This is a genomic window from Massilia sp. WG5 (assembly GCF_001412595.2).
Lineage (GTDB): Bacteria > Pseudomonadota > Gammaproteobacteria > Burkholderiales > Burkholderiaceae_D > Telluria.
On record NZ_CP012640.2, the window covers coordinates 1,341,872 to 1,358,182 of the forward strand.

The 16,311-nt window shown below is 67.8% G+C and carries 7 protein-coding genes and 1 tRNA gene; all 8 read right to left on the reverse strand.

Translation table 11 applies throughout. From position 1 onward, the window contains the following. Nucleotides 1-87 precede the first annotated feature (87 nt). A tRNA-Cys gene (locus tag AM586_RS05800) sits at nt 88-158 on the reverse strand. 44 nt (nt 159-202) lie between these two features. Next, nucleotides 203-457 (reverse strand): hypothetical protein, encoded by a 255-nt coding sequence (locus tag AM586_RS05805; protein WP_052233693.1) that lies wholly within the window; start codon nt 455-457, stop codon nt 203-205. A 101-nt stretch (nt 458-558) separates the two neighbouring features. Then, nucleotides 559-3,054 (reverse strand): PAS domain S-box protein, encoded by a 2,496-nt coding sequence (locus AM586_RS05810; protein ID WP_082439676.1) that lies wholly within the window; start codon nt 3,052-3,054, stop codon nt 559-561. 144 nt (nt 3,055-3,198) lie between these two features. Further along, nucleotides 3,199-5,097, reverse strand: a complete 1,899-nt coding sequence (locus tag AM586_RS05815) for a CocE/NonD family hydrolase (protein WP_197416423.1) — start codon at nt 5,095-5,097, stop codon at nt 3,199-3,201. Beyond that, nucleotides 5,094-11,270 (reverse strand): AAA family ATPase, encoded by a 6,177-nt coding sequence (locus tag AM586_RS05820; protein ID WP_082439677.1) that lies wholly within the window; start codon nt 11,268-11,270, stop codon nt 5,094-5,096. Before AM586_RS05820 ends, AM586_RS05815 begins: the two co-directional genes overlap by 4 nt. 36 nt (nt 11,271-11,306) lie before the next feature. Beyond that, the gene (locus AM586_RS05825) at nt 11,307-12,749 is read right to left on the reverse strand and encodes an efflux transporter outer membrane subunit (protein WP_229411136.1); all 1,443 of its coding nucleotides are present in this window, start codon (nt 12,747-12,749) and stop codon (nt 11,307-11,309) included. A 10-nt stretch (nt 12,750-12,759) separates the two neighbouring features. Further along, entirely contained in the window at nt 12,760-13,998 is a 1,239-nt protein-coding gene (locus AM586_RS05830; protein ID WP_082439678.1) for an efflux RND transporter periplasmic adaptor subunit, read from the reverse strand. A 96-nt stretch (nt 13,999-14,094) separates the two neighbouring features. After that, nucleotides 14,095-16,200 carry a bifunctional diguanylate cyclase/phosphodiesterase gene (locus AM586_RS05835; protein WP_082439679.1) on the reverse strand — a complete coding sequence of 702 codons (2,106 nt, stop codon included), beginning with the start codon at nt 16,198-16,200 and terminating at the stop codon, nt 14,095-14,097. Nucleotides 16,201-16,311: the final 111 nt, after the last annotated feature.

A 16,311-nucleotide genomic window follows, 5' to 3' on the forward strand; every position in this document is an offset into this window, starting at 1 on the left:
TGCAAAAATGAAACTATGCAATCCTAGCATACGTGCATGATTCGGCAGGAAAGGAAACGGGCCCGAGCGGGCCCGTTGAAGAATTTCAGGCGAGGACAGGAATCGAACCTGTCTACGCGGCTTTGCAAGCCGCTGCATAACCTCTTTGCTACCTCGCCGAAGACCATCGTAGCGCGACCGGCGAAGCGGGCCATGCGCTAGCTCAAGCGATAAAAGGCCAGGCAAGAATCCGTTTGATGTGCAGCACCGGGCGCGCGACCAGGTAGGCGATCGCGAAGCCCAGGGGCAGCAGGCAGAGGGCATTGCCCAGCACGGCGAGCCAGACGCCGGCGACGCTGGCGAAGGCAACCAGGACCATCAGCAGGAGCTCGATGCTGAGGAAGAAAGGCGCCGCTGCGCGCCATGCCTGCAGGATGGCCGCGCCGGCTTCTTTGATGCTCTTGATACCTTGATCCATGGAATGTTCGCTAATAAAAGGAAGGCCAGAAATGCAAAATCGCCGGCGAGCGGCGATTGTTGGCGAAGCATTGTTGCTTTGAGTCTCGTATTTTAGCACGCCTAGCCGGCCGGGCTTGCGCCCAGCTCGGCCGCCACCAGGCGATCCATGTCGGCCGCCGACAGCGGTGGACTGAGCAGATAGCCCTGGCCATGGTTGACGCCGAGGCTCCTGACCACCGCCAGCTGCTCGGCCGTTTCGATGCCGTCGGCGCAGACCGTGATCCTGGCGTCGCGCGCGACCCCGACCAGCGCCGACAGGATCGCCGACTCGTTCTCGTCGTGCGACAGGCGGCGGACCAGTTCCTGGCCCGGCTTGACTATATCCAGCGGAAATTTTTGCAGGGATGACAGGGCCGCCAGCTCGGCGCCGAAATCGTCCAGGCCCAGCCGCACGCCGCGCTTGTGCATGTCGCCCAGCATGTTGGCGGAAAACTTTGGGTCCAGCAGCACGCTTTCACGCATCTCCAGGCGCAGCAGCGAGGGCGGCAGGCCGGTGTCTTCCAGTATCTTGTTCAGCAAGGTCAGGAAGCGCGGGTGCCGCACCTGCTTCGAGGACACGTTCAGCGTCAGCGGCACCACCAGTCCCGCGCGTACCCAGCCAGCCTGGGCCGTACAAGCGGTGCGCAGCGCCCATTCGCCGACCGGCAGCATCAGGTTGGCATTTTCCACTTCCTGGATGAAGCTGGCGGCGGTCAACAGCCCGCGGTCCGGGTGATGCCAGCGGATCAGCGCATCGATGCCGACGATGCGGCCGCTGTCGAGGTCGTATTGCGGCTGGTAGTGCAGGCAGAGTTCTTCCTCGCGCAAGGCGCGCTGCAGCTCGCGTTCGAAGCGCTTCGCTTCCTGGGCCGCCGTGCCGAGCGATTCGCGGTACATCTGGTAGTTCAGCCGCCCCTGGTTCTTGGCTTCATACAGGGCCAGGTCCGCCAGCTTCACCAGCTGGCCCGGCTCATGCGCATCGCTCGGATACAGGGCGATGCCGATGCTGGTGCCGCTGTAGACTTCGTGGCCATCCAGCAGGTAGGGAAGACTCATCTCGACCACGATCTTTTCGGCCAGCACTTCGGCCGCCGCGGCGTCGGCCAGGTGGGTCTGGACCACCACGAACTCGTCGCCGCCAAGGCGCGCGGCGAGGTCGGTTTCGCGGATCAGCGAGCCAAGGCGCCGCGCCACCTCCTTCAACAGCAGGTCGCCGGCGTGGTGGCCGAGGGTATCGTTGATCGACTTGAAGCGGTCCAGGTCGAGCACGTGCACCGCCACCAGGTGCTGGTCGCGCTGCGCGTACTTGAGCGCATCCTTGAGCCGCTCGTTGAAATGGGCGCGGTTGGCCAGGCCGGTCAGGGTGTCGTGGCTGGCCAGGTGGTAGGAGTACTCGACGGCGCCGCGCAAGGCTTCCTCGGCCTTCTTGCGCGCCGTGACGTCCTCGACGATCGCCAGCAGGTGCGGGCCGTCGCCGCTGCCGCGCAGCGAGACCGTGACGTTCACCCACAACTGCGAGCGGTCCTTGCGCAGGTAGCGCTGCTCCGCCACCGCCACCGCCTGCTGGCCGGTCAACAGCTTGTGGAAATTCTGGATCGCCACTTCCTGGTCGGCGGGATGGGTGATGTCCTGGTTCGACAAGGTTTCCAGCTCGGCCATGGAATAGCCGAGCATCGCCAGCAGGGTGGTATTCGCGGCGACGAAGCGGCCGTCGGCGGCGCATTCGGCGATCCCGAGCGGCGCATGCTCGAAAGTGCTGCGGAACCGCTCCTCGCTCTGGCGCAGCGCTTCCTCCGCGTGCTTGGCGTCGGTAATGTCGAGGAACAGGATGATGCCGTACAGCGGCTGGCCGGCATCGTCGCGCAGCATCTTCGCGGTCAGGCGGATCCAGCGCGTGCTGCCGTCCTTGCGCAACAGGCGCCGGTCGCGCTGGATTTCGATGGCGCCCGCCAGCAGCTGCTCGGTGAAGTGGCGGCTGCGCTCGCGCTCGCCGGGCGGCGCCAGTTCGAGATTGCTGCGGCCGATCAGTTCCTCCGGCGGATAGCCGGCGATTTCCACGAAGGCCCGGTTGACATAGATCCAGTTGCCGTCCAGGTCGATGTGGCCGATGCCGATCGGCGCATTCTCGTACAGCAGCCGGAAGCGCTGTTCGCTCTCGCGCAGCTGCGCTTCGGCATGCTTGCGGTCGCTGATGTCGTGCACGATCATGCTGGCCATCTGCTGGCCGCCGTCGTCCTGGAACAGCTTCGAGGCGAGGCGCGCGTCGAAGTGCGCACCGCCGCGCCGCACGAAGCACAGCTCGGCCGTCATCTCGCCGTTGGCCGCGCGCCGCGCGAGTGCCGGCGCCAGGTCCGGGTCCTTCGCGTCGAGCAGCTGGAAAACATTTCTAGTCAGCAATTCCTGCGCCGTATAGCCGAACAGCTGGCAGGCGGCCGTGTTGACGGACAGGATGCGTCCATCCAGGGCCGTCAGGAGCATGGCGTCGGTGCAATGCTCGAACACCGCGCGATAGCGGGCTTCGCTTGCCGTACCGCCGGGCATCCCGGCGTGATCGGAGGGGGTCTTTTCGTCTGGCATGGCGAGGCTGGTTCGAACATGCGAGCGCGCACTGGCGCGAAGTCAGGATGCCACATCGTGCCATGACTAACTTGACAACACAAGGTTCACACTGCCATTGAACCGAAATTCAGCGCCAGGCCGGCCGCCGGCCAGCCCGGACCCTCAGCGCAGCACCGGCAGCTCGATATAGCTCGCCGCTTCCGGCGCGTGGTACACGGCATTGTCCGCGACCACGCCCTCCTTCTCGCTCTCGTTCGGACCGCCCGTGTTCAGGTTGCGGACGAATTTAGGGAAGTTCGACGAAGTCACCTCGACGCGGATGCGGTGGCCCACGCCGAACTGGATCGCGGTGGCGATCGGCGTCGGGCGGATGGTCACGACCTCGCCCGGGTTCAGGGGCGCGGGCTGGTCGTAGCCATTGCGGTAGCGGGCGCGGAAGATCGTGTCGCCGACGATCCAGGCGGTGCCGTCGGGCGCGACGTCGACCAGTTTCAGCGCGAAGTCCGTGTCTTTGGCGCTCGAGGAGACCTTCAGCACCGCATCCACGAAGCCGGCCACGTCGACCGCCCTGGCGAGCGGCTCGCTGCTGTAGACCAGCACGTCGCCGCGCGCCTCGACCTGGCGCTGGTCGAAGGCGCCCGGCACCACCACGCCGCCGTTGCAGCAATCGCCGCCGCCGATCGTCTGCACCGGATTCATCGGGTCGTAGCGGTAGCGGTCCGGCGCTTCGCCGGCCGGCGGCGCATCCGCCAGCAGGCGGCCATCGCCGTTCAGGGTGTTCGCATTGCCTTTCGAGCGCAGGTAGAGCCGCATCGGCCGGGCGTTCTCCGGCGGCCACTGGGCCGCGCTCTGCCAGCGGTTCGCGCCCATCATGTAGTAGCGCACGTGCGGCGTGGCGGCCGGAAAGGCCTTGGGCGCGCCCTTCAGCCAGCGGTCGAACCAGCCGTAGACCGCGCCGTCGACGTCGAAGCTGGTGTCGCCCATGGCGCGCTCGCCGACCGTGGTATCGGGCCCGAGACGCGCGTACTGGCAGTGCGGCACCGGCGCCACCACCGCATACTGGTTCGCGCTCGCCTCCTTGTCGGTGCCGGCCGCGCGCGCCACGTTGAACAGTTCCAGGTTCGGGCCGATCGAGACGTCGTACCAGCTGTTGAACCAGAGCGCCGGCACGCCCCAGCCCATGCCTTCGTGATACAGGCCGCCCTGGCGCCAGCCCGGGTCGGCCGGGGTGCGCTTGATGAACTCTTCGAAGGTGGACGGCGGCTCGCCGAGCGAGCTCAGCATCTGGTCGACCGGCAGGTGCCTGATCTGCCGGTTCCAGTCGACCTTGGGCTTGCTCGCATCCAGGTCGTTGTAGGCCTCGATGCGGGCGCGCAGCTTTTCGTCGGTCAGCGCGGCGGACGGCAGTTCGGCGCGCAGCGGATTCTCGACGCCATACAGCCAGACGAAGAACAGGTTGCGCGGCACCCCGCCGGTGTACCAGTTGCCCTGCTCCTGGAAGCGTCCGACCTTGCCGATGCCGGCCCCGGCGGACATCGGCACCATGGCCGCATGCGCCGGGTGGTTCATGCCCGCCAGGGCCAGCTGCCATTCGGCCGAGGACGAGCAGCCGAGCGTGCCGACCTTGCCGTTCGACCAGGGCTGCTGCGCGATCCAGCTCAGGGTGTCGTAGCCGTCGGTCTGCGGGTGGCCGAGAATCTCCCATCTGCCCTGCGAAAAATAGCGTCCGCGTTCGTTCTGCACGATGAACACATAGCCGCGCTTGACCGATTCGAGCACGTAGCGCAGGGTCCCGCCGCGCAGCTTGTGTTCGTTGTACGGCGTCTTCCAGAGGATGGTCGGGAGCGGGCCTTTCGCATTCTTCGGCGTGTAGACATCGGTCGACAGCGCGACCCCATCGCGCATCGGCACCATCACGCCCAGCCGCGCCACCGCGGTACGGGCCAGCTCCTTGTCGAGCGCTTCCTGGCTGTACTTCGAATAGTCCTGCGCCAGGACCAGGGTCGAGGCATCGGATGCGATCAGGCTAATGGCAAGGCAACTGGCGATGATGCGTTTCACGTCGGCTCCTTCGATGGGATGGGTTGGAATCTGAGCAGCATTTCGAGCGACTCGGGCGTCACGGGCTTGACCAGGTGATCGTCGAAGCCGGACGCCAGGGCCCGCTCACGGTCTTCCTGTTGTCCATAGCCGGTGACGGCGACCAGGCGCAAGGCCGAGGTTTCCTGCTGCGAACGCAGGCGGCGCGCGACTTCGTAGCCGTCCATGATGGGCAGGCCGATGTCGAGGAACAGCATATCGGGCTGCATGCGCGCCGCCGCCTCGAGCGCCGCGGCGGCGCTGTAGACGGTGCTGACGCTGTGGCCGTCGAGCTCCAGCAGCATCGCCAGCGAATCCGCGGCATCGGCATTGTCGTCGACGATGAGGATGCGGCGCGGCGCCGGGCCGCGGTCCGCGGATGCGTCGTCCGGCGGCGCCTGCGGCCGCGCAACCCGCGGCAGGCGGATCGTGAACGTCGATCCCTGGCCGACGCCCCTGCTGGCCGCCCGCACCGACCCCCGGTGCATCTCGATCAGGCGCTTCACCACCGACAGGCCGATCCCGAGTCCGCCCTGCGAGCGATCGAGCGTACGCTCGCTCTGCACGAACAGGTCGAACAGGGAAGGCAGGATGTCGGCGGGGATGCCCGCGCCGTTGTCCCTTACCCTGATGCCGACTTCCTCGTCCGAATCGAAGATCTCGAGGTCGATCTCTCCGCCCCTGTCCGTGTACTTGGCGGCGTTGTGGACGACGTTCGAGATGGCCTGCACCAGCCGCGTCCTGTCGCCGTGGACATAGAGGGCGTGGGCCGGCTTCGTCACCAGCAGGCGATGCGCTTTCTCCTGGACGAAGCTCTGCACCGTCTCCACGGCCTGCTGCACCAGTTCGCCGATCTCGACCGGCGCCTCTTCGAGCGTGATGCGCCCGCGCGAAATGCGGGAGAGGTCCAGCAGATCGTCGACCAGGCGGGTCAATTGCCGGGTCTGCCGCTTGAGCAGCGCGGACAGCGCGTCCGCCCGGGCGCCGCCGGCGCCGGTGCGCGCCATGAGTTCGCTCGCATTGCTGATCGAGGCAAGCGGATTGCGCAGTTCATGCGCAAGCATCGCCAGGAAGTCGTCTTTCTGGCGGTCGGCTTCGCGCAGCGCCGCCTCGGCGCGGGCGCGCTCGGACGCGATCAGGGTCCGCGCGGCGACCTCCCGGATCAGGTCCACCTCGTCGCCGGTCCACGGATGCGGCCGGGTGTCGTGCGCGCCGATACCGGTCACGATGCCGCCGCCGTTCGTTGCAGGCACCTCGACGACTGCCGCAATGCCGAGGGCGCGCGCAGTAGCGCGCTGGTGCGCGCTCAGTCCGGGGACGGCCTGGAGGTCCGCGATCGCGACCGTCTCCCCGCGCGCCAGGCCGCCGGACACGGCGTCGCCAAAGACCGGCAGCGCGCAGGCGCCGGCAAATGCGGGCAAGGCCGGGTCCTGCGCATACGCGTGTTCGATGCGCTGCACGGTCTGGCCGTCGACATCGCGCTCCACCGTGAAATGGAAGGCGCGCGCCAGGCCGGCATGCTCGGCCAGAAGCCGCACGGCGGTCTGGCGGATCGCGTCGACGTCGGTGAGCGGACGCAGCGCATCGGTCAGCCTGAGCAGCAGCGCCTGGCGGGCTTCGGCGGCTTTCAGGCCCATTTCCGCCTTGTCGCGCGCCGCAATCTCGTCGGTCAGTTGCCGCGTCCGGCCGGCCACGCGCTCTTCCAGCTCGCCGGTCAGCTGCTGCATCCTCTTCAGGAGGCTGCTGTTTTCGAGCGAGATGACCGCCTGCGCCGCCAGCACCTTCCCGACTTCCACCAGCTCGGCCGCGAATGCGCCCGCCATGGCATTGTTTTCAAGGTAGATCAGCCCCACCAGCGAGGATTGCTTCAACAGGGGCACACACAAGACCGAGCGCACCTGCCGCCGCCGCACCACCGGATCGCGTGCGAACAGGCCGGCGGCGCCGGCATCGAGCAGCAGCAGGAATTCATTGGTCCGCTGCACGTAGCGGAGGATCGCCGACGGCACGTCGGCGCAGTCTTCCAGCGGCAGCTCGGCGAGCGACATCGGCGCGTCGCCGTCCGCCCCGATCTGCGCATGAATCTTCAGTGCGCCGTCGGCGGCAAGCGCCAGCACGCCGCGCTGGGCGCCTGCCACCTCGATCAGGACCCGCAGGATCTGCTCGAACAGGCGCTCGGGCGTGGTCTCGATCGAGATGGCCTGCGAGGCCTTGATCAGCGCCATCTGGTCGATCGAATTCGGCGCGCGCGGCGCCAGCGCGTCAAGCCGGACCGCCTGCGGGAATTCCGCTTCGATCGCACGGACCTTTGCCGTCGCGCCCCAGAGGCGATAACGATCGAGCGCCAGCTGGACATGCACGGCCGCAAACGCGGGCTCCTGCTCGCCGAGCAGGAAGCGCGCGCGCAGCTCATGGGCCAATGCCTCGTCCTGGACGAAGCGCTGGCCCTCTGCCCCGGCAATGGCGGTCCGGTAGAGCGCGGACGCGTCGGCAGTCCTTCCTTCGAGCCGGGCAATCTCCGCTCCCAGCAGGGATGCCTGGTGCGAGAAGTTCGCCGGGCAGTGGCGGGCCCAGTTGACCAGCTGGCCGTGCAGGTCGCGCAGGCGGGCAATGACCGGCGCGCGCTCCGCAGCCGGGCCAGCCGGCGCCGTGGCCGCAATCGCGAGCGCCGTGTAGAAGACATGCCCGGCCGACGTGATCATGCCGACGATGCCGGCGGCGATCCGCTTCTCGGCCTCCGCCGAGCACATGAGGGCCTGCGCATGGTCGCCCATCAGGTAGGCAAGCTGGAGCCGGGTCGACCAATAGTGGCCGGTCGCGGTCGCATGATGCGCCGCATCCGCCAGGAAGCGCGCCTCGTCGAACTCCCCGTCCTCGAAGCTGCCTGGGCTCGGGGTCGCGCCCGTCAGCGCACGCGCGATTTGCCGGTAGGGGATGGCGATCTCGACGCTGGCCCGGTTCTTCTGCGTGCTCGCGAAATCGAGGGCGACCTCGGCCTCCTCCAGCAGCTCGCTCAATGGCAGGCCGGCGGGCAGCGCGTTGATGAGGACGGAGTTGAGATTGAAGGCCGCGAAGGCGAGCTCGCCGGATTCGACGCCGGCCCGGAAGCCTTCCTTCAGCAGCGGCAGCCCATCGCGCAGCGGCGCTTTCCAGTGGTGGATCAGCACACCGTAGACCTCGACCGTCCGGCACTCCTCGGCGCGGTTGCCGAAGCGCTGCGCCAGCGCCAGCGCCAGATTGCCGAAGGCGTAGCCGACGTCGTACTGGCCGGTCAGCGCATTGTGCGTGCCGCCGTACAGCACGAAGGCGAACGCGGAGTAAAGCGACGGGCCGTGCATCAGCGTCAGGTTCACGGCGCGGCTGAGGATGAAGGGCATGACCGGCGTGCCGCTGAAATAGGCGGGCGCGCCGAGCAGGGACAGCAGGCGCATGCTCGCGCGGATGTCGGCATCCTCCACGTCGGGCTCGGCGATCACGTCCTCGACGTTCCGCCCGCCCAGGTTCTCCATGACTGCGGCGACTTCGGCCCGGACCGCTTCCTCCAGGCCGTCCAGGGGCCACGCCTGGCCGAAGACGGACAGCCCTTCCCGTCCCCAGTGCAGGGCGCGCTCCCAGTCGCTGGCGACGGTGGCCGCCAGCACCCGCAGGCCGTAGAGCTCTGCCTTGGCCAGCCGGGAGGGCGCGTGCTCCAGGGAGGTCTCGACCACCTCCTCCGCCGTGACGTGTTCGCCCGCGAGATAGGCGCTTTCGGCCAGCTCGCGATGCACCGTGAAGGCGGCGTCCGGGCGCTCGGCCCAGGCCTGTGCGCCCAGCAGACGCCTGGCGACCGACAGGTACTCGAAGGCGGCGCGATAGGCGGCCGACTCCTTGGCCTTCCTGCCTGCCGCCAGATTGAGTCCGGCCAGGGCCTCGCGCTCGGCGGCGTCGACGACGCGCGATTCCCCGAGGTTGAACTGGTCGACGATCTCGAACAGCTTGTCCTCGAGGTGGGCGCCGGACCGGTCCAGCAGGCGGCGGCCGATGGAATGGTGCAGGGCTTGCCTCTCCTCGTCATCGAGCAGGCCATACGCCGCCTGCTGGACGCGGTCGTGCGCGAACTGCAAGGCGTCAGGCGCCTGCAGCAGCAGTCCGTCCGCGATCGCCGGCCACAGCTGCCCGGCCAGGACCGCGGGGGCCAGGTCGGTCAGTTCCGAGAGCGTCGCGAGGTCGAAGCGGTGCCCGATGCAGGCGCCGATTTCGAGCAGGCGCCTGGCTTGCGGCGGCAACCGGTCGATCGCCAGCACCATCACCTCGAGCACATTGTCCGATATCGGCGCCGCCTCGATGTCGGCGTCGTTCCAGGACCAGCTCTGGGAATCCGCGTCGAAGCGGACCAGGCCCCGCGCATGCATCAGGTGCAGGAGGCGGCGGACGAAGAAGGGATTGCCGGCCGATTTGCGGATGAGGAGCTCGGCCAGGCGACCCAGCCGCGCGGCGTCGTCGCCGAAGGTGCCGGCGGCGAGCTGCGCGACGGCGTTCGCGCGCAGCGGCTCCAGGTGGATCGTGTGGCTGTCGCATCCCGCCTCGCGCAGCGCGGCGAGGGCAAGCGTCAGGGCGTGGGACGGGCCGACCTCCGCGTCGCGGTAGGCGCCGACGATCAGCATGTGGCGAGTGGCGGCGTCGCCGGCGCACTGCACGATGAGCTGCAGCGATGCCGCGTCGACCCATTGCAGGTCGTCCAGGAAAAGGACGAAGGGATGTCCGGGCCGGGCGAAGACCCGCAGGAAGCGCGCGATCAGCAGCCCGAAGCGATTCCGCGCTTCGACGGGGCCGACCTCGGGCACGTCCGGCTGCGGTCCCAGGATGCGCTCGAGCTCCGGCACGATGGCGAGCAGCAGCTGTCCGTTCGGCGCCACCGCCTGCTCGATGCGCTCGCGCCAGCCCTCGAGGGCCGTCTCGGACTCCGTCAGCAACTGCCGCACCAGGCTGCGCAGCGCTTCCGCCAGGCCCGAAAAGGGGATGCTGCGCTGCAGCTGATCGAATTTTCCCGCGGCGTAGTAGCCGTGGGCGTCGCCGACGGCGGGGACAAGGCGCTCCACCAGGGCCGACTTGCCGATGCCGGGGCCGCCGGTCACGAGCACCAGCTCGCGGCCACCCGCGGCCGCACGCGCGAGCGCGCCGCCCAGCGCCTCCAGCTCGTCCTCGCGGCCATACAGGCGGCCGGGGATCGTGAGCGCGCGCGGGATCTCGTGCACGGCGAGCGGAAAGGCCTGGATCGTCCCGCTCTGCAACCACTGCCGCCTTGCTTCGCGCAGATCCGCCGCCAGCGCCTGCGCGGTCTGGTAGCGGTCGGCCGGTTCCTTTTCGAGCAGCCGCAGCACGAGCTGCGACAGCATGGGCGGGACCTGTGGGTCGAGTTCGTGCGGCGGCCGGGCGCGGCGCGCAATCTGGGCATGGGCCAGGGCCACCGCGTCGTCTTCGGCAAACGGCGGCGCACCCGTCAGCATCGCGTAGAAAGTGGCGCCGAGGGAGTAGAGATCGGCCCGCCCGTCGACCGAGCGGCCGGTGCGGCCGGTCCGCTCCGGCGACATGTAGGCAAGCGTCCCTTCGAGCTCATTCGGACTCGGACTGTCCGGCGCCGGCAAGCTTCGGGCAAGCGCAAAATCGCACAGCGTCGCCAGCCCGGATGCCGGGTTCCAGACAATGTTCCCGGGGTGGATGTCGCAGTGGATGAGGCGCGCGTCATGCAGCCGCGAGACTCCGTCGGCCAACTGGACCGCAATATCCAGGAACAGCGCAAGGGAGAGCGGAGCCGACCGAAGGGTTCGTGCAAGATCGCTGCCGCCGAGGTCTTCCATCACGAGGCCGGTCCCGGCCCCCGTCTCGACCAGCCCGCGCACCCTGACGATACCGGGCAGCTGCAGATCGCGGAGCATCCGGGCTTCGTGTCTCAGGGAAGCGCCTGCGCCCGGGCCCGGCGCGGCGTCCACCTTGATCAGCAGGGCCGCATCGCCTCTTCCGTCACGGTACAGTGCGTGCCGCGGTCCTGCATGGATGAGTTCGAGTTTCGCCAGGTCATCGTAGCGGCCTGGCGCCGGGTCCAGGCGCTCACATTGCTCAACATCATCCATCGCGATCCTTTGTAAGGCGTCGGCTCGGCCGGCATGCCGTGGCATTACTGCAACAACCGGCTAGTATATAGTGGTTCGGAATCAGGCAGCCGAATCGGATGCCGCCGGCTTTGGCGCTGCGGCCTGGTGCCGATCGTCCTGCCACCCGCCGCCGAGCGCCTTGTACAGGGACACGGTCGCCTGCAGGCGCTTCAGCTTCAACATCCCCATATCGTTCTGCACGTCCGACAGGGCGCGCTGGGTATCGAGCACCGTCATCAAGTCCTCGGCGCCCGCCTTGTAGCGGATTTCCGCCAGCTCGTAGGCCTGGCGCGCCTGTTCGAGTTCCGTGGTCTTCAGGCGCCGCTGCTCGTCCAGGCTGCGGATCTGGCCCAGCGCGGTATCCACTTCCGACAGCGCGGAGATCACGGTCGCGCGGTACACCTGGACCAGTTCCTGTTTGCGGGCGATGGCGAGCTCGCGTTCCCGCTTCAGGCGGCCGCCATCGAAAATCGGCGCCATCAGCGAGGTACTGACATTGGCGACCAGGTTGGGGGCGTTCAGCAGCGACAGCAAGGCGCTGCTTTGCGCGCCCATCGCCCCGGTCAGGTTAATGCTGGGGAACAGGTTGGCCCGGGCGACGGCGACGTCGGCATTGGCGGCGGCCAGGCTGGCCTCGGCGCGGCGGATATCGGGCCGGCGCGACAGCAGCTCGGACGGCAGGCCCGGCGAGACCTCCGGCAGGGTGACCGTGTCCAGCCCCTGCGGGCCGACGGAGAATGCCTGCGGCGTCTTGCCGAGCAGGATGGCCAGCGCCGACTGCGCCTCGCGCTCCTGCTGCATCAGGCCCGGTATGTCCGACTTCTGCTGCGCCACGGCGGAGCGCTGGCGCGCCAGGTCGAGCGTCGAGGCGGCGCCCGCGCTCTTCTGTGCTTCCACCAGCCTCAGCACATGCTCGGCATTCGCGACATGCTCGCGCGCGACGGCAAGCCGGTCATGCAGCGACAGCACTTGCAGATAGGTCGAGACGATGCCGCTGGTGACCGTCAGGGCCACGGTCTGGCGGTCGAAGCGATTGGCTTCGAGCGACGCTTCCGCCGACGCCAAGCTCGCCTTGTTCTTGCCCCAGAAATCGACTTCGTAGGACACCTGCAGGGTACTGCCGGCGGAGGTGCTCGCGCTGCCGCTGCCGATCGGCATGGCGCGGTTGGCGTCGCTGTAGAAGTTCGCCGTGGGCAGCAGCGACACGCCGGCGATGCGGGCCCCGGCCTCGGCCTGCCTGACGCGCGCCAGTGCGCCGGCCAGCTCCAGGTTGCCGGACCGGCCTTCATCGACCAGGCGCGTCAGTTCGGGGCTGCCGAAGCGCTGCCACCAGTTCTTGTCGGGCGAGGCCTGGTGCGCCGGCGTTCCGGCCTCGGTCCAGGCGGCAGGCAGGTCGACCTTCGGCGGCGGCTCCGCGATCGGGGCATGGCTGGCGCATCCCGCCAGCGTCGCGCAAGCCAGACTGAACAGAAGAGAAGACAGTTTCAGAGCGCGCTGCATCATGGGTCCTGCCTCAAGCGCCTGCCGCCACGAGCGGCTTCGGCGCGGCATCGGACGGCGCCTTGGGCGCCGGTCCGAGCAGCACCTTGTCGCCCGCCGCCAGCCCGGACAGGACCTGCACCTGTTGCGCGGTGCGCAATCCGATTTTGATCTTGCGGGCGCTGACGTGCTGGTCGGCGTCGACCACATTGACCTTGACCAGGCCGTCCTCGTCCGGCGCGCCCAGGGCGCTTGCCGGCAGCAGCAGCGCGTCGCGCGCCTGCGCCACGACGAACTGCACCTGCGCACTCATGCCGCTCATCAGTTCGTGATCCGGATTCCTGACTTCGAACAGGACGATATAAAAGGCCTGCTTGCCCTGCTCGCCGCTGCCGTCGGCCGGGATGGGGATGACCTGGCGCAGCTTTCCCGACCAGCGTTTGCCGGGATAGCCGGGGGTCGTGAAGCTCGCCGCCATGCCCGGCCGCAAGCGCGTCACGTCGCTTTCCGCAACGCGCGCGGCCACCGTCATCTCCGACAGGTCGGCAATCCGCAGCAGCGGCGCCGCGGCTTGCGCGGCGCTCAGCATCTGCCCCGTGCGCGCGGCCAGCGACACCACGCTGCCGGACATCGGCGCCCTGACCAGCGTCTTCTGGCGCGCTTCCTCGTCGATTTTCAAGGTCGCTTCGAGTTCGTGGATCTGCGCCGTGATCGCGTCGACCCGCGCGCTTGCCGACGAGGCGTTCATCCGCGCCGATTCGAAGGCTTCCTCGCGGGTCGCGTTCTGCGCTTTCAACTGGGTCTGGCGCTTGAACTGGAGCTGGGCGAAATCGAGCTGTGCGCGCTGGTCGGCGAGATCCGCCTGCAGCCGGGCCATCTGGGCGCGGCTGCTTTCGGCCTTGGCGGGTTGCTGGGTCGGGGTGATCTCGACCAGGGGCTGGTCGGCCTTGACCGTATCGCCGATGGCGACCAGCACCTCTTTCACCTGCCCGCCGATCTGGGCATAGGTATCGGCCCATTTGTGGAGCTGGAGCTTGCCTGCGGCCTCGACCGTTTGCTGGAGGTCGCCGCGCAGCGCGGTGACGGTGTCGAGCTTGACCGGTGCGGCCGCGGGCGCGGGCGCAGGCGCCGACGGCCTGGTCGCTTGCGCCGATACGGGACCGGCGCCCAGCACCGCGCTCAGTGACAGCAGGGCTGCGGCCATGTTGCGGGAAGCGGCGCGGCGCGTGCAGCGGGCCAGGGAGGAGCTTCGGTCGTGTTGATCAGCAGCCATGAAACAAAATCACAAAAATGCCGAGTATACACACATACCGGCAAGCGGCTGACGGGTTTGTAAAACGGGCGCCACAATTTACGTCACATGCGCTTGCTAAGACGCGCCATACAGGTGCTCGAACTCGGCCATCGGCAGCGGGCGCCCCAGCAGGAAGCCCTGCATGGAGGAACAACCTCCCTGGATCAGGAAGCGGCGCTGCGCCTCGTGCTCCACGCCTTCGGCGACGATGTCGAGCCCAAGCTTGTTCGCAAGGGCGATGATGGCCTCGACGATCGGCGCCGAGTCCGGATCGACACCGACGTCGCGCACGAAGGAGCGGTCGATCTTCAGCGCTGCCAGGGGGAAATGCTTGAGATAGGCCAGCGAGGAATAACCGGTGCCGAAATCGTCCAGCGCAAAGCAGATGCCCTGCGCGCGCAGCTCAAGCATCTTGCGCGTAATCTCGTGCGGGTCTTCGGCAAACACGCTTTCGGTCAGCTCCAGGCACAGCCGCTGCGCAAAGGCGCCGGTGTCGTCGAGGATCCCGGTGACCGCCGCCGGAAACCCGGGGTCGCGCATCTGGTGCACGCTGACATTCACCGACAGCTTCAGCCGCCGCAGCGTGGCGTCGCGCTGCCAGCGCACCAGCGCACGACAGCTCTCCTCGAGTACGTGAAAGCCGAGCGGACGGATGAGACCCGACTCTTCGGCAAAGCCGATGAACTGGTCCGGTCCGAGCAAATCCTGGCCGTCGCGCTGCCAGCGAACCAGCACTTCGGCCCCGACCAGGTCCCCGCGGCGATCGAACTGCGGCTGGCAGAACAGGCGGAACTGGCCCAGGGAAAGGCCGTCGCGCATTGCCGACTCGAAGGCTGCGCGGCGGTCAGCCGCGTCCTGCATGCTGGGATCGAAGAAACGGGCATTGTTGCGTCCGTCCGCCTTGGCGCGATACATGGCAAGGTCGGCCTGCTTGAGCAGGGTGTCGATATTGATGCCATTCCCGTCGAACAAGGTGATGCCGATACTGGCCGAGCTCTTGAACACCGCCGAGCCGAGCTGGTATGGCTGGCTCAGCTCCGACAGGATCTTGGCCACCACCCGGTCGGCCTCGGCTGCCGCATCGTAGGGCGAGCTGCCCAGTCCTTCCAGCACGACGACGAACTCGTCGCCGCCGAGCCGGGCCAGCTGGTCGCTGTCGCGCACGGTAGCGCGCAAGCGATGCGCCACCTGGCGCAAGAGCATGTCGCCCATGTCGTGGCCGAGTGTATCGTTGAGCAACTTGAAGTTGTCCAGGTCGAGGTAGAGCAGCGCGCTGTAGTGGCGCGAGCGCCTGCCACGCGCCACGACGTGCCCGAGCTCTTCGATCAGGAAGCGGCGGTTGGGCAGGCCGGTCAGGTGATCGAAGTAAGCCAGTTCGTAGATGTGCCGTTCGGTGCGCTTCTGCTCCGTCAGATCGGTATTCACGCCGGAGATCCGCACGGCCTTGCCGGCATCGTCGCGCAGCACGTAACCCCTCGACAGTACCGGGACATAATGTCCGTCGCGATGGCGCAGCCGGAACTCGAGACTGTAGCCGTCGCGCGCGCTGGGCAGCAGGTCGCCAAGATACTCGGCGATCATCACCTCGTCGGCCGGATGCAACAGGCGGCGCCAGGCGCCGGAATCCTCGATGCCCTCGCCGCTGGCGTAGCCAAGCATATTCCACCAGCGCTCCGAGTAATACACCTCATTGGTGACCAGGTTCCAGTCCCAGGGAGCATCGGTCGACCCCTTGAGCACCAGCCGCAATCGTTCTTCGGACTTCTCCAGTGACTGCTGGGTATTCTTCAGCGCCGTGCAATCGGTAAAGCACACCACCACCTGCTGGACCCTGCCGGCTTCGTCGCACTCGGGGTAAGCATTGGTCAACACCCAGCGTGGCGGACCGGAACCGACGATGCCGGCGATCAGGCCGGACAGCTTTTGCCCTGTCCTCAGCACGACATTTGCAGGAAATTCCTCCGGCGGCATCGCCGAGCCGTCTTCGCGCAGCAAGGTCCAGGCGTCCGTGGTCGGGCTCATGCCTCGCAGCGGGGCTTCTCCAAGGCCGAGCAATTCATGGGCCTGGCGGTTGGCGGAGACGATCCGTCCGTCCGCATCATGGACGACCACGCCAGCCGGCAGGTGATCGTACAGGACGTGCGGATAGCGTAATACCTCGGCTGGGGAAGCGGGCAGCATGACACTCGACATTTGACGATTTTGAGTAACTGACTGTAGCACACTAGCGGCATCGCTTCGGATGGCGCAAGTCCAGCAGTGCGCACGACTCATGTGCGCCGCGCCGCCGCC